At 44.8% G+C, this 21,157-nt stretch carries 26 protein-coding genes; 12 read left to right on the top strand and 14 right to left on the bottom strand.

Translation table 11 applies throughout. The features are described 5' to 3' along the window. Positions 1 to 100: 100 nt before the first annotated feature. The 8 genes from ICN12_RS08865 to ICN12_RS08900 all read right to left on the bottom strand — a co-directional run bounded on the left by ICN12_RS08865 (position 101) and on the right by ICN12_RS08900 (position 7,109). Positions 101 to 733, bottom strand: a complete 633-nt coding sequence (locus ICN12_RS08865) for a hypothetical protein (RefSeq protein ID WP_216272144.1) — start codon at positions 731 to 733, stop codon at positions 101 to 103. Between the two features lie 4 nt (positions 734 to 737). Then, the gene (locus ICN12_RS08870) at positions 738 to 1,763 is read right to left on the bottom strand and encodes a MarR family transcriptional regulator (protein ID WP_216272145.1); all 1,026 of its coding nucleotides are present in this window, start codon (positions 1,761 to 1,763) and stop codon (positions 738 to 740) included. A gap of 197 nt (positions 1,764 to 1,960) precedes the next feature. After that, complete coding sequence (gene cobA / locus ICN12_RS08875) at positions 1,961 to 2,749, bottom strand: uroporphyrinogen-III C-methyltransferase (RefSeq protein ID WP_216272146.1); 789 nt, start codon at positions 2,747 to 2,749, stop codon at positions 1,961 to 1,963. Between the two features lie 23 nt (positions 2,750 to 2,772). Next, on the bottom strand, positions 2,773 to 3,321 hold the full coding sequence (locus ICN12_RS08880; protein ID WP_216272147.1) for a DUF934 domain-containing protein: 549 nt from the start codon (positions 3,319 to 3,321) through the stop codon (positions 2,773 to 2,775). Positions 3,322 to 3,334: 13 nt separating this feature from the next. After that, a complete protein-coding gene (locus tag ICN12_RS08885; RefSeq protein WP_216272148.1) occupies positions 3,335 to 5,041 on the bottom strand; it encodes a nitrite/sulfite reductase in 1,707 nt (568 codons plus the stop codon). Positions 5,042 to 5,273: 232 nt separating this feature from the next. Next, positions 5,274 to 5,960 carry a S1 family peptidase gene (locus ICN12_RS08890; protein ID WP_216272149.1) on the bottom strand — a complete coding sequence of 229 codons (687 nt, stop codon included), beginning with the start codon at positions 5,958 to 5,960 and terminating at the stop codon, positions 5,274 to 5,276. 52 nt (positions 5,961 to 6,012) lie between these two features. Further along, a complete protein-coding gene (locus tag ICN12_RS08895; RefSeq protein WP_216272150.1) occupies positions 6,013 to 6,720 on the bottom strand; it encodes an RES family NAD+ phosphorylase in 708 nt (235 codons plus the stop codon). Next, the gene (locus tag ICN12_RS08900) at positions 6,720 to 7,109 is read right to left on the bottom strand and encodes an MbcA/ParS/Xre antitoxin family protein (RefSeq protein WP_216272151.1); all 390 of its coding nucleotides are present in this window, start codon (positions 7,107 to 7,109) and stop codon (positions 6,720 to 6,722) included. Before ICN12_RS08900 ends, ICN12_RS08895 begins: the two co-directional genes overlap by 1 nt. A gap of 159 nt (positions 7,110 to 7,268) precedes the next feature. Between ICN12_RS08900 and ICN12_RS08905 the strand changes: the two genes are divergently transcribed. Next, positions 7,269 to 7,646, top strand: a complete 378-nt coding sequence (locus tag ICN12_RS08905; protein WP_216272152.1) for an MbcA/ParS/Xre antitoxin family protein — start codon at positions 7,269 to 7,271, stop codon at positions 7,644 to 7,646. Continuing rightward, complete coding sequence (locus tag ICN12_RS08910) at positions 7,606 to 8,313, top strand: RES family NAD+ phosphorylase (protein ID WP_370625008.1); 708 nt, start codon at positions 7,606 to 7,608, stop codon at positions 8,311 to 8,313. The genes ICN12_RS08905 and ICN12_RS08910 overlap by 41 nt, the downstream gene beginning before the upstream one ends. Positions 8,314 to 8,561: 248 nt before the next feature. Here the strand turns inward: ICN12_RS08910 and ICN12_RS08915 are convergent, their stop codons facing one another. Then, positions 8,562 to 8,846 (bottom strand): hypothetical protein, encoded by a 285-nt coding sequence (locus ICN12_RS08915; protein WP_216272153.1) that lies wholly within the window; start codon positions 8,844 to 8,846, stop codon positions 8,562 to 8,564. 104 nt (positions 8,847 to 8,950) lie between these two features. Between ICN12_RS08915 and ICN12_RS08920 the strand changes: the two genes are divergently transcribed. Continuing rightward, on the top strand, positions 8,951 to 9,406 hold the full coding sequence (locus ICN12_RS08920) for a helix-turn-helix domain-containing protein (RefSeq protein ID WP_216272154.1): 456 nt from the start codon (positions 8,951 to 8,953) through the stop codon (positions 9,404 to 9,406). An 8-nt stretch (positions 9,407 to 9,414) separates the two neighbouring features. On the opposite strand, the gene ICN12_RS08925 is transcribed toward ICN12_RS08920, so the two are convergent. From ICN12_RS08925 to ICN12_RS08940, 4 genes are all read right to left on the bottom strand, one after another. Further along, complete coding sequence (locus ICN12_RS08925; RefSeq protein ID WP_216272155.1) at positions 9,415 to 9,780, bottom strand: type II toxin-antitoxin system death-on-curing family toxin; 366 nt, start codon at positions 9,778 to 9,780, stop codon at positions 9,415 to 9,417. Continuing rightward, entirely contained in the window at positions 9,780 to 10,010 is a 231-nt protein-coding gene (locus ICN12_RS08930; RefSeq protein ID WP_216272156.1) for a hypothetical protein, read from the bottom strand. The genes ICN12_RS08925 and ICN12_RS08930 overlap by 1 nt, the downstream gene beginning before the upstream one ends. Positions 10,011 to 10,094: 84 nt before the next feature. Then, on the bottom strand, positions 10,095 to 10,466 hold the full coding sequence (locus ICN12_RS08935) for a hypothetical protein (RefSeq protein WP_216272157.1): 372 nt from the start codon (positions 10,464 to 10,466) through the stop codon (positions 10,095 to 10,097). Positions 10,467 to 10,484: 18 nt separating this feature from the next. Further along, positions 10,485 to 10,712: a hypothetical protein gene (locus tag ICN12_RS08940; protein ID WP_216272158.1), complete on the bottom strand. Its 228-nt coding sequence runs from the start codon at positions 10,710 to 10,712 to the stop codon at positions 10,485 to 10,487. A 185-nt stretch (positions 10,713 to 10,897) separates the two neighbouring features. Here ICN12_RS08940 and ICN12_RS08945 point away from each other — a divergent pair, with 185 nt between their 5' ends. From ICN12_RS08945 to ICN12_RS08960, 4 genes are all read left to right on the top strand, one after another. Beyond that, entirely contained in the window at positions 10,898 to 11,476 is a 579-nt protein-coding gene (locus ICN12_RS08945) for an HdeD family acid-resistance protein (protein WP_216272159.1), read from the top strand. A 31-nt stretch (positions 11,477 to 11,507) separates the two neighbouring features. Next, a complete protein-coding gene (locus ICN12_RS08950; protein ID WP_216272160.1) occupies positions 11,508 to 11,696 on the top strand; it encodes a hypothetical protein in 189 nt (62 codons plus the stop codon). A gap of 38 nt (positions 11,697 to 11,734) precedes the next feature. After that, entirely contained in the window at positions 11,735 to 12,811 is a 1,077-nt protein-coding gene (locus ICN12_RS08955; RefSeq protein WP_216272161.1) for an acyltransferase family protein, read from the top strand. A 78-nt stretch (positions 12,812 to 12,889) separates the two neighbouring features. Then, the gene (locus tag ICN12_RS08960) at positions 12,890 to 13,645 is read left to right on the top strand and encodes an NYN domain-containing protein (protein ID WP_216272162.1); all 756 of its coding nucleotides are present in this window, start codon (positions 12,890 to 12,892) and stop codon (positions 13,643 to 13,645) included. 8 nt (positions 13,646 to 13,653) lie between these two features. Here ICN12_RS08960 and yjgA read toward each other — a convergent pair whose 3' ends face one another. After that, the gene (yjgA, locus tag ICN12_RS08965; RefSeq protein ID WP_216272163.1) at positions 13,654 to 14,181 is read right to left on the bottom strand and encodes a ribosome biogenesis factor YjgA; all 528 of its coding nucleotides are present in this window, start codon (positions 14,179 to 14,181) and stop codon (positions 13,654 to 13,656) included. Positions 14,182 to 14,294: 113 nt separating this feature from the next. Here yjgA and ICN12_RS08970 point away from each other — a divergent pair, with 113 nt between their 5' ends. The 5 genes from ICN12_RS08970 to ICN12_RS08990 all read left to right on the top strand — a co-directional run bounded on the left by ICN12_RS08970 (position 14,295) and on the right by ICN12_RS08990 (position 21,133). Beyond that, positions 14,295 to 15,929, top strand: a complete 1,635-nt coding sequence (locus tag ICN12_RS08970) for a GMC family oxidoreductase (protein ID WP_216272164.1) — start codon at positions 14,295 to 14,297, stop codon at positions 15,927 to 15,929. After that, positions 15,922 to 16,851 (top strand): EamA family transporter, encoded by a 930-nt coding sequence (locus ICN12_RS08975; RefSeq protein WP_216272165.1) that lies wholly within the window; start codon positions 15,922 to 15,924, stop codon positions 16,849 to 16,851. The genes ICN12_RS08970 and ICN12_RS08975 overlap by 8 nt, the downstream gene beginning before the upstream one ends. Positions 16,852 to 16,992: 141 nt before the next feature. Continuing rightward, positions 16,993 to 18,177, top strand: coding sequence for an ABC transporter substrate-binding protein (locus tag ICN12_RS08980; protein WP_216272166.1), 1,185 nt, complete (start codon positions 16,993 to 16,995; stop codon positions 18,175 to 18,177). 149 nt (positions 18,178 to 18,326) lie between these two features. Further along, the gene (locus tag ICN12_RS08985) at positions 18,327 to 19,205 is read left to right on the top strand and encodes a branched-chain amino acid ABC transporter permease (protein WP_216272167.1); all 879 of its coding nucleotides are present in this window, start codon (positions 18,327 to 18,329) and stop codon (positions 19,203 to 19,205) included. Continuing rightward, the gene (locus ICN12_RS08990) at positions 19,205 to 21,133 is read left to right on the top strand and encodes a branched-chain amino acid ABC transporter ATP-binding protein/permease (protein ID WP_216272168.1); all 1,929 of its coding nucleotides are present in this window, start codon (positions 19,205 to 19,207) and stop codon (positions 21,131 to 21,133) included. The genes ICN12_RS08985 and ICN12_RS08990 overlap by 1 nt, the downstream gene beginning before the upstream one ends. Positions 21,134 to 21,157 lie beyond the last annotated feature (24 nt).

The following is a 21,157-nucleotide window of genomic DNA, read 5'->3' on the forward strand; positions in this document are numbered from 1 at the left end:
TTGGATGTGGACATACAATCATGAAAGACCGAACATGGGCTTAGGTGGAATTACACCAAAGCAAAAACTAGCACTTGCAGTACCAGCTTCTACTTTTAGCTTAAGTTAAAAATGGGGGGATTACCACTCTACCAAGGTCTTTATTGGAGCGCTTAATATTACTGGTACCAATCTTCTCGGCTCCAATGTTTGGGTGGTGAAGCAAATTGGCTAATGCCATCATTTGCGGACTAGCGATAGGTATTTCATATTCGGTTTTTATAGGCTCGACCTCAATCAAGCTAAGGTATTTAAAGCCGCACAAAGCAAAGTATCCGTATTTAGTTTTCAACTTTTCAGCGGAGCGCATCCCACTTTGCGTTAGCTCCTCATTGGGTGAATTGAGCATCTCCAAAAACCAATTGTCCTCACCTTCTGGGTGTAAGCGGACTATCGGCAAATTTTCAATATTAGTGTTTTCATCGCAGGAGAGTGAGTAGCCATCGGCGATCTTTAATTGCCATCCATGCTCGATTAATCCTTCTGCAACATCTTTAGCCAAGACCTTTACATTGGCGTGCGGCCAAAGCATGCAATCCACATCTTTGGTTCTAATTCCACCATTACTGAGTATGCTCGAAAAATAATGCCCCGCAGCCAAGCTGCCAATCACGATGATGTTCTTTCTTGCCTCTATCGGTAATGCGCTGGAGACTCTTGCAAGAATATTTTCTGGTGATAGATTTTCAGACATGTCATTACATCCGTTCATGATCGATTGTGAGGGCAGAAAGCATATCATTGGCCTGATGATCTAACCCGCCCTGATATAGATTGGCTAAGCACTCAATAGGGTCAGCCAATAAAAAACCTTTTGAATCGCTAATAAACAGGGAGTCTGCACGAGGTAAAAAGTGCACTACTACATTCGCTGGCTCTACCAGGCCATTGAGTTCCCCTAGGGCGGGATCCATCTTTTTAATAAATTCCAGATTACTCTTAATGCCACCATGCACAACTAAGTCCAGGCGTGGACTTCCGGTGATGTCGAGCTTGGGGTAGTAGTGTTTGGCGCCAATGACCCCGCCAATTGCCACATTTGTCAAATTGAGGTTTTTCAATCTTTCGGCTAAATCTTCTGGCGTACGAGCTTGCCCCGATAGATCCTTAAAGCGAATTGATTTTCGTGTCTCACCATCAACTACCCAACGTCTCCATAAATTCTCAGGAAATCGTTTTAAGCTCACGCGACGATCTGATTGTCGAATAATCAAATTCTCAGACTCCAGCCGCTTTATCGTATTAAAAACGGTCGGATAGCTAGCTCCACTTGCTCGGCACAATGCCTCAGTAGTCTGTGGGGCTCCTCGAGTAAGCCATTGAAGGGCCATTAAATTAAGTACTGCACTACGTGTTGCGCCTGGGGAGTGTTTGCCAGTTAAGGCAAGTTGCTCATATATAAATTCTCTTAATAGATCTTGAGGAACATTGCACCGATCTGGAAAATGGATAAACCCTTCATCTTGATTAAATAAGGTGAGATCAATTTGTTCAGCCATCTGAGGAGAAATAATGCTTTTAAACGCGTGTAGCTCAGACTCCAGACGTGCTGACGTAAATTTACTATCCACCAAAATACAAAGGTAACGATTTTCTGGCGCAACTTTGAGCTCATATGCGAAGCTGACCAGAATCGACCGCAAATCACGAACTGTGAAAATCCCCGATTTGACGCAGACATGCCAGTTTTGCCAGACAAGATCGGAAGACCCCTTTTTTTGCATCGCAATCTCCAGATGTTGATATAGACTAAAGATGCATCTTAACACTAAGATGCATCTTTATTATATAGAATTAGCAAATTACAAAAAATTAAAGTCCGATATCGCTCCAGAAAGGCCTAAAAATGGGCTATGAGTCATTATTGGTAAGAAACTTAATTCAGCCCACAAGAGAAAAAATCAAAACTTATAAAGCAAGCTTAAGCAAATTTTATATTCTTGACTTCATTTACTACGGCCATCTTGCGCAAGGCCTCACCAACCATAATTAATGCAGGCGAAGCACTATCAAACCAATCATTAGCTTTGCCGCTAGCTAGTTCTCCTAGGGTGCTAGACCAATGACGTTCATTCTGGGTACTGACTGCTTCCAAAATATGCACCGGTGTTTCACTGGTGTGGTTTGAACTATTTTCAATCAATTGCTTTGCAATATTTGCCGCTTCTTTGCGCCCCATGTAATACACCAAGGTATCAGCTTGCGGGTTTTGAATGGGCTGCTGTTGGTTCTTATTATCCGAGGTGTTTTCGGCACCTTGCGCCAAGGTAACAAAAGCAACACTTCTGCTTACACCACGCAGAGTCAGTGATTGTTGAATAGCTGCAGCACCTGCTAAAGCAGCCGTGATGCCAGGCACCACCTCTACTTCAATATGGTGATTTTTGAGAGCCTGGATTTCTTCATCGGCACGACCAAACATCATGGGGTCGCCACCTTTAAGGCGAACAATGATTTGATATTTTTGGGCCGCATCAATTAAGCGCTTATTAATAAAATGCTGCGCGGAAGACAGCTTGCCACAACGTTTACCAACAGGCTCTTTAATGGCTTGCGGACAGAGTTCTAGCATTTCTGGGTCTACCAATGCATCATGAAACACAATATCTGCTTTGGCTAAGAGCTTAGCGCCGCGCACAGTAATGAGATCAGCTGCGCCAGGACCGGCGCCAACTAAATACACTTTACCGAGTTTATTGGGATTGCTCATGATGTATCTGTGTTGTCTCTGACTTAGATAGCCGCTTGTGTACTGCGGATATCGCGCCAGCTATTTTGGGTAGTCACGCTAAAGAGGTCAAACTGTTTGAGTCCGACCTCCAAGCTTTGATCGGGGCGTAATTCAAAAGCATCAAAACCTACGCGTGCTCCTTGCAAGAGTTGATCAATTAAGACATCCCCAATCGCCCGAACCTCACCTTGCCATTGAAAGCGATCCCTGAGGAGGGCTGCAGTGCTAAAGCTCCTGCCATCTCTAAAGATCGGGAAATGCGCGCCAACCACTGGCCAAAGGTCTTTACCTTCCTCAATGATCCCTGCATGCTTCAGAATGTCATCATCGGCAGCAAACCACACACCAATCTCACCCTTGTTCGCACGAGTGATAAGGTCAGCATTCTTGTGATGGGTGATCCACCAATGAAACGGTACCAATACTTTATGTAATCCATGCTCTAAGTCAGGGATACCGCCTTCATCGCGCTCGCCATCCCATGTTTGCCATTCATTGACAGCTACTGTGGGCTTACCGTCTTTTGGAAAGTGAATAATTTGTTTGTTCATCGTTTTTCTATGATTAAGCTAGCGCCCCTTTGGAGTGCTTACCATTGTTCTTATAGGCCGCCTCTTTGAATGGAGCTACACCCAAGCGACGGTAAGTCTCAATAAAGGGTTCGTCAGTCGCGCGTTGATTAACATAGGTATTGATGAGGCTAGTCATGACATCAGGGATTTCATTAGCGTAGAAAGAGGGGCCAATGACTTTGCCAATAGAAGCATCATTGCCTTGCTCTCCACCTAAAGTAATTTGATACCACTCTTCACCATCTTTATCTACGCCCAAGACGCCAATATTGCCAACGTGGTGATGACCACAAGAATTAATGCACCCAGAAATATTTAAACTGATATCACCTAAATCAAATAAGTAATCCAGATCATCAAAACGTTCTTGAATTGCTTTAGCAATGGGGAGTGACTTAGCATTTGCCAGCGAGCAAAAGTCGCCCCCAGGGCATGCAATGATGTCAGTGAGTAATCCAATATTGGGTAGGGCAACATGTTGCTGTTTTGCAGCTTGCCAGAGTTCTAATAGTTTTGATTGTTCTACATCGGCTAATACTAAATTTTGCTCATGCGTTACGCGTAATTCACCAAAGCTGTATTGATCAGCTAGATCGGCAATGGCATTCATCTGAGCAGTAGTGGCATCCCCTGGGGCAACGGTGCCATGAGGCTTGAGCGACAAAATGACAGAGGCATAGCCCGGCACTTGATGTGGTTTGACGTTGCGCTCCAGCCAACGAGCAAAAGCCGCTCTCTCATCCTCGGGTGCTGCAGTATGGATATCTTCATTGCTTAATGCGTTTAACTGCTGATAGGCTGGTTTAGTGAAGTGTTGAGCTACACGCTCCCACTCAGCTTGAGTGAAATTGGCATCACTATTTTTTTCTGCATTGTGAAGATGTAACCACTCCCCCTCAACCTGGCGTGCGAATTCTTCCGGACCTAAGGCCTTAACTAAAATCTTGATGCGCGCTTTGTAAAGATTGTCCCGACGGCCAAAACGGTTATACACACGCAAGAGGGCCGTTAAGTAACTTGGCAGAACTTGCCATGGCAAATCTTGTTTAATTAATGAGCCCAGAATAGGGGTGCGACCCATGCCGCCACCTGCATAAATGTCGGCAGTTAATTCGCCTACGATGTTTTTCTTGAGCTCAATACCAACATCATGGCAAAGCAATACAGTGCGGTCTTCTTTGGCGCCATTAATCGCAAACTTAAATTTGCGTGGCAAATGAGCAAACTCAGGATGCAAGGTTGACCATTGACGTAGTAGTTCGCAAACTGGGCGAGGGTCGATGTATTCATCGGCAGCCACTCCCGCAAAGGCATCACTCGTGATATTCCGAATGCAGTTTCCTGAAGTCTGAATGGCATGCATCTCTACCTTGGCTAGTTCGGCCAAGATGTCAGGCGTCTGCTCTAACTCAACCCAGTTGAATTGAATATTCTGACGGGTAGTGAAGTGGCCGTAGCCGCGATCGTACTTATCAGCAATGAGGGCCAAAGTACGTAATTGCTTAGCGCTTAATAAGCCGTAAGGGATAGCAACGCGCAGCATATAAGCGTGGCGCTGGTGATAAAGGCCGTTCTGCAGACGTAAGGGGCGGAACTCCTCTTCGGCTAAGGTACCGTTGAGGCGCCTTTCTACCTGGTCTCTGAATTGGGTAACCCGTTGATCTACCAGGGTTTGGTCAATATGGTCGTATTTATACATAGAGCCGTATTGTCTAGGGGCTTTCTTATTTCGACAACTAATTAAATATTGAGTCTATATATCTAAATATGTATATAGGGCCTAAGGCCTTTTAGAATTTGCATGCCGCAGGTCAAAAGAAATGTGTGGATACCCATAACCTGCAAGTTTTTACCGCATAACCTTCAAGTTGGTCAGTTTCCTTAGTTATGCAGGTTTTTTATAGGTCGATTTTTTAAAGCTAGTGGCTTAACTAAGGGATGGCTGCGCTTAGTATTCCGTGCAGCGGCTTGATTGCCGATGTTGGGACTGCGTAACCTATTCCCAGGTTTAGGTTCTTCTGCATTTCACTGATCAAAATTTGAATAGTTTGCACTGGGTCTATCCCTGAAATGCTTATGGATGCCCCCGGACGAGCATTCATAAGTTGGGATAAGTATGCCGATAGCGACCCATGCTTAGCATTTACAACCCCTATTTGCTCTGCGGAAGAATTAAAGAGTGGCCCTCCACTGTTGCCGTGATTTACGGAAGCATCAACTCTTAGGTGGTTAAGGGTTAAGCTAGCTATATGAGCGGAGAATAAAACTGGCTCCATGATATTCATTGGAAATCCTACGATAAAAACACTATTTCCTATTGAGCATGTTTTGCTGTTCGCAAAAATCACCGGTGAGCCAATAAAGTGAGGAAACTCAAGAAGGGCAATATCATTTGACTGGTCTATAAAAATAGTCTTTCCGTGCAGCGCTACGCCGGGGTTTCTGGGATCAGCAATGGCCATTTGTGTGCCATTAATTACGCAGTGTGCGCAGGTAAGGACATGGCGACCTTTACCTATTACCGAGCCAGATCCAGAGCTTATGATGTTATTACCATTAAGGGCTAGAACTTGAACCACACTATCTTTTACTTTTTGGTACTGCTGTGTGAGCGACATCTTTTGGTTTTCACGTGTATTTGGGGCGGGTATATAGCGATGGGCTCAAAAATTAATACTTAGGAATTTTCAAAACCAGAGATCTTCCATTCAACTTCACCAGAATGGAGTCATCAGCTATTTCATAAGAGTAATAGGCTGCGTGACGGGGGGCTGAAAGTACTTGGGCCTTTAGTATTGCAAAAGTATCACCACTTAAATTTCTAGTGGACCTTGTCAAAAGTCCTGGATGCCCCTCATGATGCAATCTAGCCCCAATAGTTTGCGAGTAGCTATAGTCATTTGGGTCCATTAATTGGGGGTGAGACAGAACTTTTTCTTTGAGATTAATTAATGCAGCGTCACATCTAACCCAATAGACCTTGCGTTCAACATATGCGCCTGGTCGATTAAATCCGGCATCACTTAGGAGTCCAGCATACCAATGATGCGCTGATTCATAAATGCTGGTTTCTAGTGAATCTGCACCGTACCAAACCCCAAAAGAGCCATCTGAAAAACGGCTACGCATCCAATGCTTAAATGGATACGTAATAGCGTTGTCCCATACAGCATCCTCGAATGGGCGATGTATTGCGGGCACAGGGGATTCAAATGGAGATGGCTTGTGGTCAAGCTCAACCATTTGAGCTGTTTCCCAGTCTTTGGGAGAATCACTTAAATCATCGAAAAGATTTTCACTCTCAATAAGGGAAATGATGTTTCGAGCCAAGTCTTGATGGGTGTCAACCAGAGTTAAACCATCAAATAGACTATCCATTAGATGCCTCTTGCTCTATCTAAATAGGACCGCACCATCAGCAGGCCCATAAACCCAAGTTCTTTAACCACCTCAACGGGGGTTCTATTTTCAAAGGCCTTATTCCTAGTTTTCATCCAGCTATATAAATACTCTTTATTGCGAGGAAATAGAAGGCGAAGGTTTTTATGAATTCCTAATAGGTGGCCAACACGCGCATATTGATCAACGTTTTGGCTGATAGGTTCGCCTTGACGATAGCGACCAAGGGCAGAGCGGTTGCTAGAAGCCAAGCCGAGCAATGCAAGTTGATCTTCGGTAGGCAGATCCCAGTGATCCATTAGTTGCATGATCATTTTGGCTAATGCTCCGCGATCAATGATTTGGGGTGTTTCAGCGTGTACGTGCATGTTGTAGTGTGTATGTTTTATATAAAACTTAATTTGTTTGAATTATAACATTGCTTTCACAAAGAAAATCTCACATGTTTACCCACACAGAGAGTCTAGTTGTTTCTTTAGAAACTTTTGTATAATAATATTTCATATGAAATTCATTGATCTTAAATAATGACATCAGCGCATCAAATTAGGCCAATTCCAAGTTCCGCCAGCGTATTGGGGAAGGCAGTCATTCGAGCTGCAGATAGATTGCAGATTTCTCATGCTTTGTTGTCAAAAGTCCTTGGTCTGAGCCCCCCTACGATTACGCGTCTATATCAGGGGGCGTATCAATTAAAGGAGGGGGGAAAAGAATGGGATTTTTCACTCTTATTCGTTCGTTTATATCGATCACTTGACTCTATCGTGAGTGATGATCGGATTGCCCATCAATGGCTCATCAGTGAAAATCTCAGCCTTCATTCAAAGCCCATCACCCTAATACAAACAACGGAGGGATTGGTACGTGTCGTTCAATACTTGGACTCCTCACGCGGTATCGTCTGAAGTTTTTCCCTGGCGGGAAAGAGTTTGGCGAATTGTTGAGGCACAGCATGTCGCATCAACAATGAAGTTGGTCGACGATATAGATGAGCAGCATACCTTAGAGGTATTGCTTGAGAGTAGCAAGCCCATGATGAGGCCTGGCACATCAAATCTAGATTATTTGCTTGCAACCCCGTTTCGCTATCACCCCAAAAGAGGGGGCTCAAGATTTCGATCTGAAATAGATCCAGGAGTTTTTTATGGGGCAGAATCTATTCGAACTGCTGGTGCGGAATTGGGATATTGGCGCTGGCGTTTTTTGAGAGATTCAGTGGATCTGGATTGCCTAGGACCGGTTGCGCACACTGTTTTTTGTTCTGAACCATCTTGCCAAGCTGTGGATCTAAGGCGCTCACCTTTTGCCCAGGATGGGGTGGCCTGGACTACATCGGATCGTTATCTTGAGACCCAGGAGATTGCTCGAGTAGTGCGTAAGACTAATGTTCAAGCAATCATCTACGAGTCTGTGCGAGATGAGAATCCAGCTTGGTGTGTTGCCATATTGAACCCCGTTGTTTTTGAGGATATTAAGCCAAAAATAGATGAGCGGGCTTGGTTTTTATCAGTTACCCAAAACTCGGTTCTGCTGAAAAGCCAGCAAGAGTCTTATAGCTACAAATTTAACTAAAGTAATTAATAGTCTAAATAGTAGATGTAATAAATCTTCTGCTTTGCTTAAATCAAACCATCTGCATAAGAAGGTTTTTCTCGCCTATTAAAATTTCAATTCGAAACAATTTGCTTCAAGGCATAAAGGCTGCATTTCGTCTCATTATGAATTGTAGTAATTCATTTGCATTTATTCACTTCGCTTGAGTCCGAGCGACTAATTTTATTAAGGAGATCGACATGACGTAACTATCTACAAGGAGTTTGTTATGTCACGTACTTATAGAAGAAAAAATCAGCAGCATGACTATGGGTGGGTCTTAATTGACTGGGAATCTCGTATTCTAGGGGTGCAATATCCACGTCATGATCCACGATCTGTATTGGGTCGAAAAGCGATCGCACACTATCACTCTGACAGTCAGATGACGATGAGGAGTACAGCACCACGTTGGTATCGCAGGGTATACGACCATCGACTGCGCACCCACAATAATAGGCAGATGAGAAAGTGTCTTGAGGATCCAGAATTTGACCCGGTTTTTGAGACATCCCATCGGCATAATGCAAATTACAGTTGGTGGTGAACAAGAGTGGCTGGGAGCTTTTTAAGTCCCCAGCTCAAACTTAGACCTTGATAATTGAGAGGGCTTGTTATGTATCGGTTAGTCCTGGGTCAAAAAATTCGTGCTCAAAGAAAGGTTTTGGGTGTTCGGATTACCTCTGCTGCAAGAGCATCAGGGATATCTCGAATCACTTTAATCCGTATTGAAAGAGGCGCCAATTCGATTTGCATAGATGCTTATATTAAGCTTTGTAAAGCATTGGGTCTGGACTTAGATATCTTGAAGCCGCTGGGTCTGCCAATGCCTAAAATTGAAAAAAATGCGGTTGAATTCAATATTGATGGGGCGCATATTAGGATTCGTGACTATCCGCAGTTAAGAAGCTTGTCATGGCAGCTTAATCACGATGTACTTTTAACCGATGAAGAAGCAATAGGAATTTATGGGCGGAACAAGCGCTTTTTGGAGATTCACGAGATTCAAGCGCACGAGAGGTTATTAATGCAGCGACTCATTGATGAGTGTGGAATGGAGCAGTTGCTCTAATAATTCGTTTATTTGCAGATAGTTCGGAGCCATGCATCAACTTGGTGGAACTTAAGCTCTTGCGCTTTGAACATGTGCATTATTTGACGGTAGGCTTCTATCGAATCTGTATTGAGCCTCATATTGTTAATACGCAAAAAAGTATCCATCGCCGCAAAAGCGATTCTTTTATTTCCGTCAATAAAGGGGTGGTTGACGATGAGGCTTTCAAAGAGTGCGGCTGCTTGTGCAATTACATCGGCATAGTATCCCGATTGAGGTCGCATCAGTGCAGATTCCAATCCCGCTTTATCTCTTAGGCCGGCAGCCCCACCAAATTTATTGATCAAGACATCGTGCATGAGCATGATGTCTTGCGTATTGAGAAAGAGCATTACTTAGCAAGCTCTTTGTATAGATCTTCAAACTCATGGAGACTTTGAGCAAAGCTAGTCATCACTTGGCGATTTGGAGTGGTTGCACCCTTTTTATTTAAGAAATCGCGGAAGGCTTCATCTAGAACTGCATGAAACTTTTTCCCCTCTACCTCGGCAATTTGGCGCAAGGTATTAAGAATCTCTGGATTAGCCTGAGATGAAAATTTGCTTAAATGAAGGGTGCCCATAGAATTACTCCGGTAGTTTTCATTATTTTTCTTGAAATTTCATGAAAAATCAAGAAATTAGTGAAAACAGCTCGAATTGGGGGTTTAAAGCTGAAATTCTCTGTAATGCCTATATAGGTTGGCAATTGACGCAAAGCCTAAGACTACGATCAGAACGGCAAACAAGTAGTCGATGGTTAGGTAGGTGAAGATACCCGCCTGAATTGCCACTGCGGCCGCAATAAAGGCGGCTATTGCACCCAGCACCACTAACTTGAAGTTGGGGATAAATGCACCTAGGGTAATGGCAACAAACAGCAGAATGAGTTCAGAAACCAGTTGATCCGCCAGCAAAAAGATCCCGTTGGTGAACTCTGGGTTCGTGAGCTTGCCGACAACCGCGAGCACCAGAATGCTACCCAGTACCGCAAAGTTCAGCTTTGCTTTCTTGAGAATCGTGAGAAGTTGATCGTTCATGAAGACTAGGCACTCTTCTTAGTAGATCGGGCTGCCGCTGAAAACCAGGCTAATGCCGATCCATAGCAGGATGAAGGCGATCAAAATAGTGAAGCCAATTTTCTTAAGAAAATATTCCAGGCTATCCATGTAGGCCTCATCATTACGGCCAAAGTATTGGTCAAAGCGTTTCCATACTAGACGCCCTACAACCAAAGGTAGGAGCATGGCAACAATGCCGAGAACAACGGTAAAAGTGGTATCCATCTAAATTCAATGCTTTCTTATGCGGGTAGCCAGTTGCCTAGCTTTCTAAAAGAAGTAAGAATACCCGTTTTTCCTACGCACCTATTACGCTTGGGGGCTTGCTTGGCCTGATTTATGCTCTAAAACCCTGAGTTTATTGATACAGTAGAGCTTTTATTGCTGCATATTTCTTCGAAAGCCCGTAAATGACTGAATTATCCCTTGCTCAAATTAAAGAAATCCGCGCATCCGTTCTCGGCGCTGCGGCTAAAGTGCCCGGCGCATTGATTGGCATGGGCATTCTGTTTATTGCCTTGGGAATGATTGGTGTTGCTGGCCAAACCTTGTTTTCGTTTGTCACAGTGAATGTGCTCGGCGCTTTCTTGATCTTTGGTGGTGCAGTGCAATTTGCCCATGCCCTCAAATCCACTGGTTGGAAGAGTGTGGGGATTCAGGTGGTTTTAGCGATCCTCTATATCGCTGCTGGCATCTACACTTGGGCCTTTCCAGTTCCCGCTTTAGAAGCGATTACATTGTGGCTTGCCGCAATCTTCTTTGTTACGGGCTTTTTACGTTTGATCTCCGCATTTCAGCATCGTCATTTCCGTGAATGGTTCTGGTTGGTATTGTCTTCGGTAATTTCGATCTTGATGGGTGTGCTCATCATGAATGGCTATCCAGAAAGTAGCTTGTGGTTGCCTGGCTTGCTCATCGCTATTGAATTGCTTTTGCAGGGCTGGTCATTGCTGTTCTTGGGCTTGGCTGCACGTTCATTGACTAAGTAATCGCGGAGATCTATTTAGATATTTAATTACTATGTCAATGAAAAAAACGGATCTCTATAAAAGCCTAGCGCTGACAACTGCGCAGCGTATGAAAAATGCGGCTAAGACGCCAAAGCCAGGTACCGCAGAGGGTATTGCGAAAACTAAAAAAGAGCTTGCCAGCAGCAATCCTATGCTCGCTTCTTTAATGGGCAAGGCAAAGTCCAAGGAATCCAAATAATCACTCTTTATTAATTTGAGTGCCGGCCTATTTCTGTTTTGAAGCAAGCCCAACCCCTTTTCTTAATTGACCTTCTCAAGGTCTTTGCAGCGCTGCTGATTATTCTGCATCACCTGTCTAGCTACGGTCAGCTGGCGGTGGATGCACAAACCGTATTGCCGGGCTTGATGACATGGCTCTTTGAGTACGGTCGTTATGCCGTGCAAATCTTTTTGGTGATGGCGGGGTACTTAGCAACCCAATCCCTTACGCGATTTGCTAATGCGAAATTCAGCAGCCAGAATTTACTGCGAGTCATCATCAATCGCTATTTGCGTTTGTTTGCCCCCTACATTGCTGCCTTGATTTTCACGATTCTCTGCGCTTGGATTGCACGCTTTTGGGTGAATGATGAATTTATTGGCGAACAGGAAACGCTTAGTCAATTTTTGGCGCACCTATTTTTCCTGCAAGGCATTCTAGGGCTTGATTCGATTTCAGCTGGCGCTTGGTATGTAGCGATTGATTGGCAGCTGTATTCAGTGCTAGCTATATTGCTGATTTCTTTTTCTTCTTATCAAGCCTTGATTTGGCTGATCAGTATTGTTGCAGTGAGCTCTTTGCTGTACTTCAATCGCTCAGCCCAATACGAGGCTTACTTTATTTATTTCATTGGCTCTTATAGCCTTGGCGTACTAGCTTATCTTGCCAAGAACTTTGCTGATCAGAAGATCCAGGCCTTAGCCAAGCTTGCACTGATTGTGATTGGCCTGATTATTGCGGTTTCTACATTGCAACAAGTTTGGCTGCGAAACTTCTTAGCTTGGTTTGTGGCTATTGCGTTATTGATATGGGGCAATACTGCTTACCCTGGTACAGACTCTATGATTCATGGATTGAAAGCATCAGCACTGCGAGCAATTGCTTGGGCAAGCCCGCGATCCTATTGTGCTTTCTTGATTCACTTTGCCTTTATCTTGCTGGCAAATACGTTTTATATTTCCTCTGGAATGCATGCTCACGAGAGTGGACTGATTGCAATTAGCTTAATGCTGGTGGTTGTGGTGTGTAGTGCTATTGCCGCTAACTACATGTATCGCTGGGTAGAAATTCCCTCGACCAAGTTAAAGATTTAGAAGGTTATTTTTTATCTTACAGTCTTGAAAACCATTTAATGATTAGGTGAATTCACCAGCACTCAAAAGGCGTATAATTTGCTCACGACTCACCCATTAACCGTTCGGTTTATCCGAATGCTTTTTGGGCGACAAACCACCTTCGGGTGGTTTTGTCTTTTCTGGAATGGAAAAATTATCAAAACTACTATTTATATTGATGGTTACAACCTCTATTACGGCTTGCTAAGAAATTCAAAATTGAAGTGGCTTGATATTGTTAGGTTATTTTCTGAGTACATCTTAGATAAAAATGCAGAATTAACTCAAGTGCGCTATTACACAGCGCCTGTCCTAGGAAGGATGTCGGATGACCCGATGTCAACCCAGCGACAACGGTTATATCTTCAGGCCTTAAGAAAAATGTATCCCAATTCTTTGGAAATAATCCAAGGAAAAATTTTGGCGACAACACCATACCAAAGGTTGGTGAGACCGATTATTGAATCCCCTGAATTGAAAATAGTTCAGGTTTATGACTTTAATGAAAAAAAGACGGATGTGAATTTGGCATCAGACTTGATTACTGGCGCTTGGACTGGCATATATGAGCAGGCAGTAGTTTGTAGCAATGATTCTGATCTTGAGGGTGCTTTAGCGGCGGTGAAGAGGCATCAACCCCACTTGCGCATTGGCGTGGTAGCACCAATTAAAAGTAAAAATCATCGACATATTTCAGGTGATTTAATAAAGCACTCTGATTGGAGAAAGATTCTTAATGTTTCACATGTTGCTGCTGCGCAGCTTCCAGTCAAGATCCCGAACTCAAAAATTCAAAAGCCTGATTCTTGGTAATTGGGCAGCTAGATTCCCATATCCTTTAAGACGCGGAAGATTTCTCGGTAAGCCTTGGGAGGTTTATTGGTTTCTTTCTCTTTGCGGGCATTACGGATGAGGGTGCGCATATTCTGAATATCCATATCGGGATATTGCTCAATCATCTTGGTGAAGGTTTCATCATTAGCAATCAATCGATCGCGATAGGACTCGAGATGGTGGAGTTTGGCAGTCTCTGCTTTGCTGATGCCCTGAATTGCATCTAAGCGCTTTTGAATGGCATCTAACTCTTCTTCATCCAAAAAACGCATGAGTTTGCCAAGATACTGTTTGTGGCGACGAATCGCTTCAAAACTTTTGATTTTGTTCGTTTCCGCAATGGCGGCTTTAATCGCCTCATCCATCGGGATGGACTTTAAAGCATCGCTACTGAGTGCTGCCAGAACCTCGGCCAGCTTTTGGCGCTCGGTCATCAACCGCTTTAGCTCGGATTTGCTTGGCCCCTCATTAAGATCTTCTTTCTTGGGGGTGCGGTTCTTTTCATTGACATGCATGGGGCTATTTTAGACGGGTATTTGTCGTTTCTAGATTAATTGCCCAATTTCTCCCTATTGCAAGATTTGGTAAATAATAGAGATTAAAAGTTAGCATCTATAAAAGTAGAGACATGAGTACAGCAAGTCATCAAAACACCTACGACTACATCATCATCGGCGCCGGCAGTGCGGGCTGCATGTTGGCTAAACGCTTGACCGAGAATCCCGCTAAACGGGTTCTGTTAATAGAGGCTGGTAAGAATGACAACTACATCTGGATTCATGTACCGGTGGGTTATTTGTATTGCATCGATAACCCTAGAGCAGATTGGCGCTTTAAGACTGCTGCGGAAAAAGGCTTAAACGGACGTTCATTACTCTATCCCCGTGGTCGAGTACTTGGTGGCTGTTCTTCTATTAACGGCATGATTTACATGCGTGGCCAAGCAGGTGATTACGCATCTTGGGTTAATGCGACCGGTGACGACTCTTGGTCTTGGGAAAATGCCCTCAAGCGCTATAAAGAATTCGAGGACTATCACAGTGCTGCTAATCAATGGCATGGCAAGGGTGGTGAGTGGACGGTATCAAAGCAGCGTTTGCGCTGGCCCATCATGGATGTCTTCAAAGAAGCTGCGGTAGAGGCGGGCATTCCAGCATCGGATGACTTTAATCAAGGCGATAACTTTGGTGTGGGCTACTTTGATGTCAGTCAGCGTAAAGGTTGGCGACTCAATACCTCCAAAGCATTTTTGCGCGATGCTGCAAAGCGACCCAATCTCACAGTCATTACTGAGGCAGTAGTGAATACGCTTTTGATCGATACGAGCACTAAAGATTGCTACGGCGTGCAATACATTAAAGATGGCCAAGTTGTTGAGGCGCTTTGCAATATTGCAAAGCGAGGTGAAGTCATTCTGAGTGCGGGTGCAATCGGTAGCGTACAGGTCTTGGAGCGCTCTGGTATTGGCTCTGCAGCTCACCTGAATAATCTAGGCATCCCAGTGGTAGCGGATTTGCCAGGCGTAGGAGAGAACCTGCAAGACCATTTGCAATTGCGGATGATTTACAAAGTGAGCGGCATTAAGACTTTAAATACCAAAGCCAATTCTTTGCTGGGTAAGATAATGATCGGCATGGAATACGTCTTTAAGCGCTCTGGCCCGATGTCGATGGCACCATCGCAGTTAGGCGCCTTTGCGTATAGCTCGCCAGATCAAACTTCAGCGAATGTGGAGTACCACGTACAACCCTTATCCCTAGAAAAGTTTGGTGAAGACTTGCATTCCTTTAATGCGATTACTGCGAGCGTATGTAATTTGCGCCCAACATCTCGCGGTAGTGTGCATATCAGTTCAATCGATCCAGAAGCACCTCCAGTGATTGCGCCAAACTACTTATCAACCGATGAAGATCGCAAGGTAGCCGCAGATGCATTGCGCCTCACGCGCAAGATTGTGGAAAGCCCTGCGCTCAAGCCGTATACGCCTGATGAGTACAAACCTGGCAAGCAATATCAAAGTGATGAAGAGCTGATCAAGGCGGCTGGCGATATTGGCACTACGATCTTTCATCCGGTAGGCACTTGCAAGATGGGGCGTACTGATGATCCAATGGCGGTGCTCGATTCTCAATTGCGGGTGAGGGGTATTCATCATCTGAGAGTGGTGGATGCTTCGGCTATGCCCACCATTACCTCTGGCAATACCGCAGCACCCACCATGATGATTGCGCAGCGTGCTGCCGAGTTGCTCACTGGTGAATAGTCCGGCAACGCACCGCAGTAGCCAGCCACCTCAACAGCTCCCAGCAAGTCATTTATTGCTGGCTTTGGCGATTGTGGCAGTGTGGGGCACTAATTTTGTAGTCATTAAGATTTCGCTAGAGGCTTTCCCGCCATTTTTATTTGCTGCACTGCGATATATTTTCGCCTTATTGCCCATTGTCTTTTTTATTCCCAGGCCAAAAGTATCTTGGGGAAACCTTTGTGTGTATGGCTTAGCAACCGGAGTGGGGCAGTTCGGCGTGATGTATTACGCCATTGATGGTCGCATTTCTCCGGGCTTGGCTTCTCTGGTGATTCAGACGCAAGTATTTTTTACCATTGGCTTTGCGATGTTCTTTGCCAAAGAAGGACTTCGACCTTATCAAGTAGTTGCAGTGGCGGTTGCCATGACTGGCCTGGGAATTATTGCAGCGCACACTGATGCGACTACGACAGTCTTAGGTCTCGCTTTGGTGGTATTTGCTGGGCTCTCTTGGGGCATTGCCAATACGGTGAGTCGGCGCGCCGGTGCAATCAATATGTTTTCTTATGTTGTTTGGGCGAGTACTTTTTCAATTCCACCCTTGTTGATTGTGTCGCTCATCTTCGAGGGTGGCTGGGAAAGTATGACGACTTCAATTGCCTCTGCCTCAATAGGGGCCTGGCTTGGCGTCCTATGGCAGTCTTGGGGGAACACTTTGTTTGGGTATGCAGCTTGGGGTTGGCTTCTCTCTAAGCATCCAGCGGCAGTAGTCGCACCAGCTCCCTTATTAGTACCAATTTTTGGAATGGGGGCATCCGCTTACTTCTTAAGTGAGTCTCTGCCGCTCTGGAAAGTCATGGCGGCTGGCTTGGTAATTGCCGGTCTAGTAATCAATCTTTTCTGGCCTACATTGCGAGAGCAAAGTCGTAAGTTTTTTTAAAACAACTTTTATCTCTAGGGGGTAATGTAAAACCCTAATGCAAAGCTCTTTTTTTGCCTCTACATTGACTGTAAGATGGATATTCGTTTTAAGTAGTACCTATAAAAAGAATTTATTTACATTTCTAGTCATGGAGACTTTATGAATATTCGTCATCACATTTTTGCAGTAGCTGCTGCTGCAATGTTTACAACTGGCGCTTACGCTGCCGATATCAAACTTGGTCTTTCAGGCCCATTCACTGGTGGCTCTGCCTCCATGGGTGTGAGTATGCGTGATGGTGTGCGCTTAGCTGCGAAAGAAATCAATGCTGCTGGTGGCATTAACGGCAATAAAATCGTTTTGATTGAACGCGATGATGAAGCAAAAAATGAGCGTGGCGTTCAAATTGCACAAGAATTGATTAACAACGAAAAAGTAGTTGCTACTTTGGGTTACATCAACACTGGTGTGGCATTGGCCTCACAACGCTTCTATCAAGACGCCAAGATTCCAGTAATGAACAACGTTGCTACTGGCTCTATTTTGACTAAGCAATTCCCGAATGCAGCAGAAAACTATATTTTCCGTAATGCTGCGCCTGACAATATCCAAGCGCCATTGATTGCTAAAGAAGCGGTTGAGAAGCGTGGCCTGAAGAAGGTGGCGATTTTGGCTGACTCTACAAACTACGGTCAGCTAGGTCGTGAAGACTTAGAAAAGGCTTTGAAGACTTATGGCGTTACTCCAGTAGCGGTTGAGAAATTCAACATTGGTGACGTTGATATGACTTCACAAATCCTGAAGGCAAAGAACGCTGGTGCTGAAGTGATTTTGACTTACGCAATTGGGCCTGAGTTGGCACAAATTGCTAACGGTATGGCGAAATTGGGTTGGAAAAAACCAATGATTGGCTCTTGGACATTGTCTATGGCTAGCTTTATTGATACAGCTGGTAAGAACGGTAACGGCGCAACAATGCCACAAACCTACATTCAATCTCCATCTACAACAGCTAAGCGTAAGGCTTTCCAAGCAGCTTACTTGGCCGAGTTCAAGCCAAAAAATAACAACATTGCTTCCCCAGTTTCTGCAGCACAAGGATATGACTCTGTTTACCTCTTGGCTGCAGCGATCAAGCAAGCAAACAGCACAGAAGGACCAAAGATTGTTGCAGCATTGCAAGATCTGAAGACTCCAGTTGACGGTGTTGTCATTACTTACAACAAACCATTCTCCGCAACTGATCACGACGCTATCAAGATGAAAGATGTAGTGATGGGTGTAGTTGAAAATGGTCGCGTTGAGTTCTTGAATGCTGAGGACGCAACTCCTAAGAAGAAGTAATTTCAGTTCAAAGCGGCAGGCAAGATGATCATTTATTTTGCACTGCAACATTAGTAAAAACAAAGCGCCGCCCAAAAAGCGGCGTTTTGCTTACAATGTCGAATTCGTTAATAAAACAGTTTTAAGTATTTTCTTTTAGGCCAATAAAAATGGACATGTTTGCACAAATCCTCTCAAGCGGTATCGCGGTGGGGATGATCTATGCGGTGATCGCCTTCGGTTTCCAGCTCACGTTTGCCACCTCAGGCACCTTGAACTTCGGTCAAGGCGAAGCGCTGATGTTAGGCGCTCTAGTAGGTTTAACCTGCGTAGAGACTTTCGGTATGAACTACTGGGTCATGATTCCAATAGTTTGCTTATTCGGAATGGTTCAAGGCGGCTTTGTTGAATTGATTGGTGTTCGACCCGCAATCAAGATTAAGTCTGAGTTCGGTTGGATTATGTCTACTATCGCTCTCGGCATTATTTTCAAGAACGTTGCAGAAAATATTTGGGGTCGCGATGCATTGCCATTTCCTTCCCCGTTGCCGATGGAGCCAATGGAGTTCCTGGGCGCAAATATTTTGCCAATGGAAATTTTGGTGGTGGTTGGCGCGCTTGTAATGATGTTATTGGTGGAATTTTTTAACCGTAAAACAATTTACGGCAAAGCGGTGGTTGCAACAGCAAACGATCGCGATGCTGCTGGCCTCATGGGTATTAATACCAGCCTAGTCATCACATTCTCTTACGCCTTGTCCTCTCTGACGGCTGCCTTTGCGGGCGTGTTGATTGCTCCATTGACCTTGACTGGCGCAAGTATGGGTGGCGCCTTGGGATTAAAAGCTTTCGCGGTGGCGATTATTGGTGGCCTTTCAAGCGGTATGGGAATCATTGTGGGTGGATTGATTCTCGGAATTGTAGAAACGGCAACTGGCTTTTATATTTCTACCGGCTATAAAGATGTACCAGGTTTGATCTTGCTCTTGCTAGTGCTTGCATATAAACCGTCTGGTCTCTTTGGCAAATCTGCAATTAAGAAAGTTTAATGATGAAGAAGTCTCTAATACCTCTATTAATTGCAATGGCGGGGCTCTTTTGTTTGCCTCTCTTTATTCATAACCCGTATTACATTCACTTAGTTGAAACGATTCTGATCTACACCATCTTGTTATATGGTTTGGATATCGTGGTTGGATATGTTGGACAAGTTTCTTTGGGACATGCTGCCTTATTTGGAATTGGATCTTACACGGCAGGTGTTTTGTATTTTCACTTTGGCTGGACGATCTGGGGAACTTTGCCGGCATCCATCGTGGTGACTGCCATCTTTGGCGGGCTTTTGGCTTTACCTGCCCTAAAAGTAATCGGGCCTTATTTGGCGATGGTGACCTTGGCATTTGGAACAATCGCTCAAATCTTGATTAATGAGATGACCTGGTTGACTGAAGGCCCATTGGGCATCAAGATTCCAAAGCCAGAGCTCATGGGTGTTCCGATGACCAAGGCAGAGTACTTCTGGTTGGTCTCAATTGTTCTGATTCTGGCTATGATCGTGGTCGATCGCTTTGTGAAGTCACAAATGGGTCGCGCTTTTGAGGCATTGCGTGATAGCCCAATCGCTTGTGACTGTATGGGTGTGTCCGTATATCGCTTTAAGGTGATTGCATTTGTGATTAGCGCTGGCTTTGCTGGCTTGGCTGGTTGCTTATATGCTTACTCTGAGCAATACATCTCTCCAAATACCTATAACAATGAATTGGCTGTGCTCTTCTTGCTCGGCATCATTATGGGTGGACGTAAGTCACGCCTTGGCGCGGTGATTGGTGCTGCCATCATCGTGTTGTTGCCAAAGCTATTGGACGACATTCACTTATTCCGTATCGTTGCTTCAGTTATTGCAATCGTAGTGGTAGCGGGGGCTGCTATGGCCCTGTCTAAGAAAGTCACAACCCTACGCCGTGTTGCTGTTCCAATCGCCGGTGTAGTGGGTTTAGCAGCATTCTCATTCTGGCTCGATAGCATCTCCGATTGGCGCTTGAGTATTTTTGGCTTCATGATTTTGCTCGTGGTGTACTACTTGCAAAACGGTATTGTTGGTTTTGCGAAGAGCTTCTACCAGTCTATTGTTGGCAAAGCTAAAACTACTCGCGGTGGTGATGCTGAAGCGGTGGATGATTCCATTAGCTTTATCAGCAAGATCAGCGATCAAAATACCGGCGCTGAACTCCTAAAAGTAGACTCCGTATTGATGCAGTTCGGCGGCTTGAAAGCCTTGAACAATGTTGACCTCAGCATTAAGCGCGGTACTATTCATGGCTTGATCGGCCCTAACGGTTCCGGTAAGAGCACCATGATGAACGTGTTGACCGGTATTTATGTGCCGACTGCCGGTAACGTTTTATTTGCAGGTCAAAGCGTTGTTGGCCGCACTTCTTCTGACATTGCATTGTCTGGTATTGCCCGTACCTTCCAGAACGTTCAGCTCTTCGGTGAAATGACGGCTATCCAAAATATTTTGGTTGGCTTGCATCACACCTTTAAGTCCAACATGGTAGAGATTGCATTGCATCTGCCGCGTTACAAGAAGGAAGAGGCTGAGGCGCATGCTCGTGCAATGGCCCTCTTGAAGTTCGTTGGCTTGGATGACTTGGCAAATGAAGAAGCGCGTAACTTGCCCTACGGTAAGCAACGCCTCTTAGAGATTGCTCGTGCCTTGGCCTTGGATCCAGAGTTGCTCTTGCTCGATGAGCCGGCTGCTGGCTTGACAGCTCCTGACATTAAAGAACTCTTGCGCATTATTCGTAAGATCCGCGATAGCGGCATTACTTTCATCCTGATTGAGCATCACATGGATGTGGTCATGTCAGTGTGCGATACCGTTTCTGTCTTGGACTTCGGTCAGAAGATTGCAGAAGGTAAACCCGCTGAAGTTCAGGCAGACGAGAAGGTGATTCATGCCTACTTGGGTACTTAATCACTCGAACCTATTGAATCGGTA

Source organism: Polynucleobacter sp. AM-25C3 (assembly GCF_018882335.1).
In the GTDB taxonomy this organism is placed as follows: domain Bacteria; phylum Pseudomonadota; class Gammaproteobacteria; order Burkholderiales; family Burkholderiaceae; genus Polynucleobacter.

What these genes read in the sequence shown, in the direction of transcription:
- ICN12_RS08865 (WP_216272144.1), bottom strand. Translation starts at nt 733, where the DNA reads ATGTCTGAAAATCTATCACCAGAAAATATTCTTGCAAGAGTCTCCAGC.
- ICN12_RS08870 (WP_216272145.1), bottom strand. Translation starts at nt 1,763, where the DNA reads ATGCAAAAAAAGGGGTCTTCCGATCTTGTCTGGCAAAACTGGCATGTC.
- cobA (WP_216272146.1), bottom strand. Translation starts at nt 2,749, where the DNA reads ATGAGCAATCCCAATAAACTCGGTAAAGTGTATTTAGTTGGCGCCGGT.
- ICN12_RS08880 (WP_216272147.1), bottom strand. Translation starts at nt 3,321, where the DNA reads ATGAACAAACAAATTATTCACTTTCCAAAAGACGGTAAGCCCACAGTA.
- ICN12_RS08885 (WP_216272148.1), bottom strand. Translation starts at nt 5,041, where the DNA reads ATGTATAAATACGACCATATTGACCAAACCCTGGTAGATCAACGGGTT.
- ICN12_RS08890 (WP_216272149.1), bottom strand. Translation starts at nt 5,960, where the DNA reads ATGTCGCTCACACAGCAGTACCAAAAAGTAAAAGATAGTGTGGTTCAA.
- ICN12_RS08895 (WP_216272150.1), bottom strand. Translation starts at nt 6,720, where the DNA reads ATGGATAGTCTATTTGATGGTTTAACTCTGGTTGACACCCATCAAGAC.
- ICN12_RS08900 (WP_216272151.1), bottom strand. Translation starts at nt 7,109, where the DNA reads ATGCACGTACACGCTGAAACACCCCAAATCATTGATCGCGGAGCATTA.
- ICN12_RS08905 (WP_216272152.1), top strand. Translation starts at nt 7,269, where the DNA reads ATGACATCAGCGCATCAAATTAGGCCAATTCCAAGTTCCGCCAGCGTA.
- ICN12_RS08915 (WP_216272153.1), bottom strand. Translation starts at nt 8,846, where the DNA reads ATGTCTCAAAAACCGGGTCAAATTCTGGATCCTCAAGACACTTTCTCA.
- ICN12_RS08920 (WP_216272154.1), top strand. Translation starts at nt 8,951, where the DNA reads ATGTATCGGTTAGTCCTGGGTCAAAAAATTCGTGCTCAAAGAAAGGTT.
- ICN12_RS08925 (WP_216272155.1), bottom strand. Translation starts at nt 9,780, where the DNA reads ATGCTCTTTCTCAATACGCAAGACATCATGCTCATGCACGATGTCTTG.
- ICN12_RS08930 (WP_216272156.1), bottom strand. Translation starts at nt 10,010, where the DNA reads ATGGGCACCCTTCATTTAAGCAAATTTTCATCTCAGGCTAATCCAGAG.
- ICN12_RS08935 (WP_216272157.1), bottom strand. Translation starts at nt 10,466, where the DNA reads ATGAACGATCAACTTCTCACGATTCTCAAGAAAGCAAAGCTGAACTTT.
- ICN12_RS08940 (WP_216272158.1), bottom strand. Translation starts at nt 10,712, where the DNA reads ATGGATACCACTTTTACCGTTGTTCTCGGCATTGTTGCCATGCTCCTA.
- ICN12_RS08945 (WP_216272159.1), top strand. Translation starts at nt 10,898, where the DNA reads ATGACTGAATTATCCCTTGCTCAAATTAAAGAAATCCGCGCATCCGTT.
- ICN12_RS08950 (WP_216272160.1), top strand. Translation starts at nt 11,508, where the DNA reads ATGTCAATGAAAAAAACGGATCTCTATAAAAGCCTAGCGCTGACAACT.
- yjgA (WP_216272163.1), bottom strand. Translation starts at nt 14,181, where the DNA reads ATGCATGTCAATGAAAAGAACCGCACCCCCAAGAAAGAAGATCTTAAT.
- ICN12_RS08970 (WP_216272164.1), top strand. Translation starts at nt 14,295, where the DNA reads ATGAGTACAGCAAGTCATCAAAACACCTACGACTACATCATCATCGGC.
- ICN12_RS08980 (WP_216272166.1), top strand. Translation starts at nt 16,993, where the DNA reads ATGAATATTCGTCATCACATTTTTGCAGTAGCTGCTGCTGCAATGTTT.
- ICN12_RS08985 (WP_216272167.1), top strand. Translation starts at nt 18,327, where the DNA reads ATGGACATGTTTGCACAAATCCTCTCAAGCGGTATCGCGGTGGGGATG.
- ICN12_RS08990 (WP_216272168.1), top strand. Translation starts at nt 19,205, where the DNA reads ATGATGAAGAAGTCTCTAATACCTCTATTAATTGCAATGGCGGGGCTC.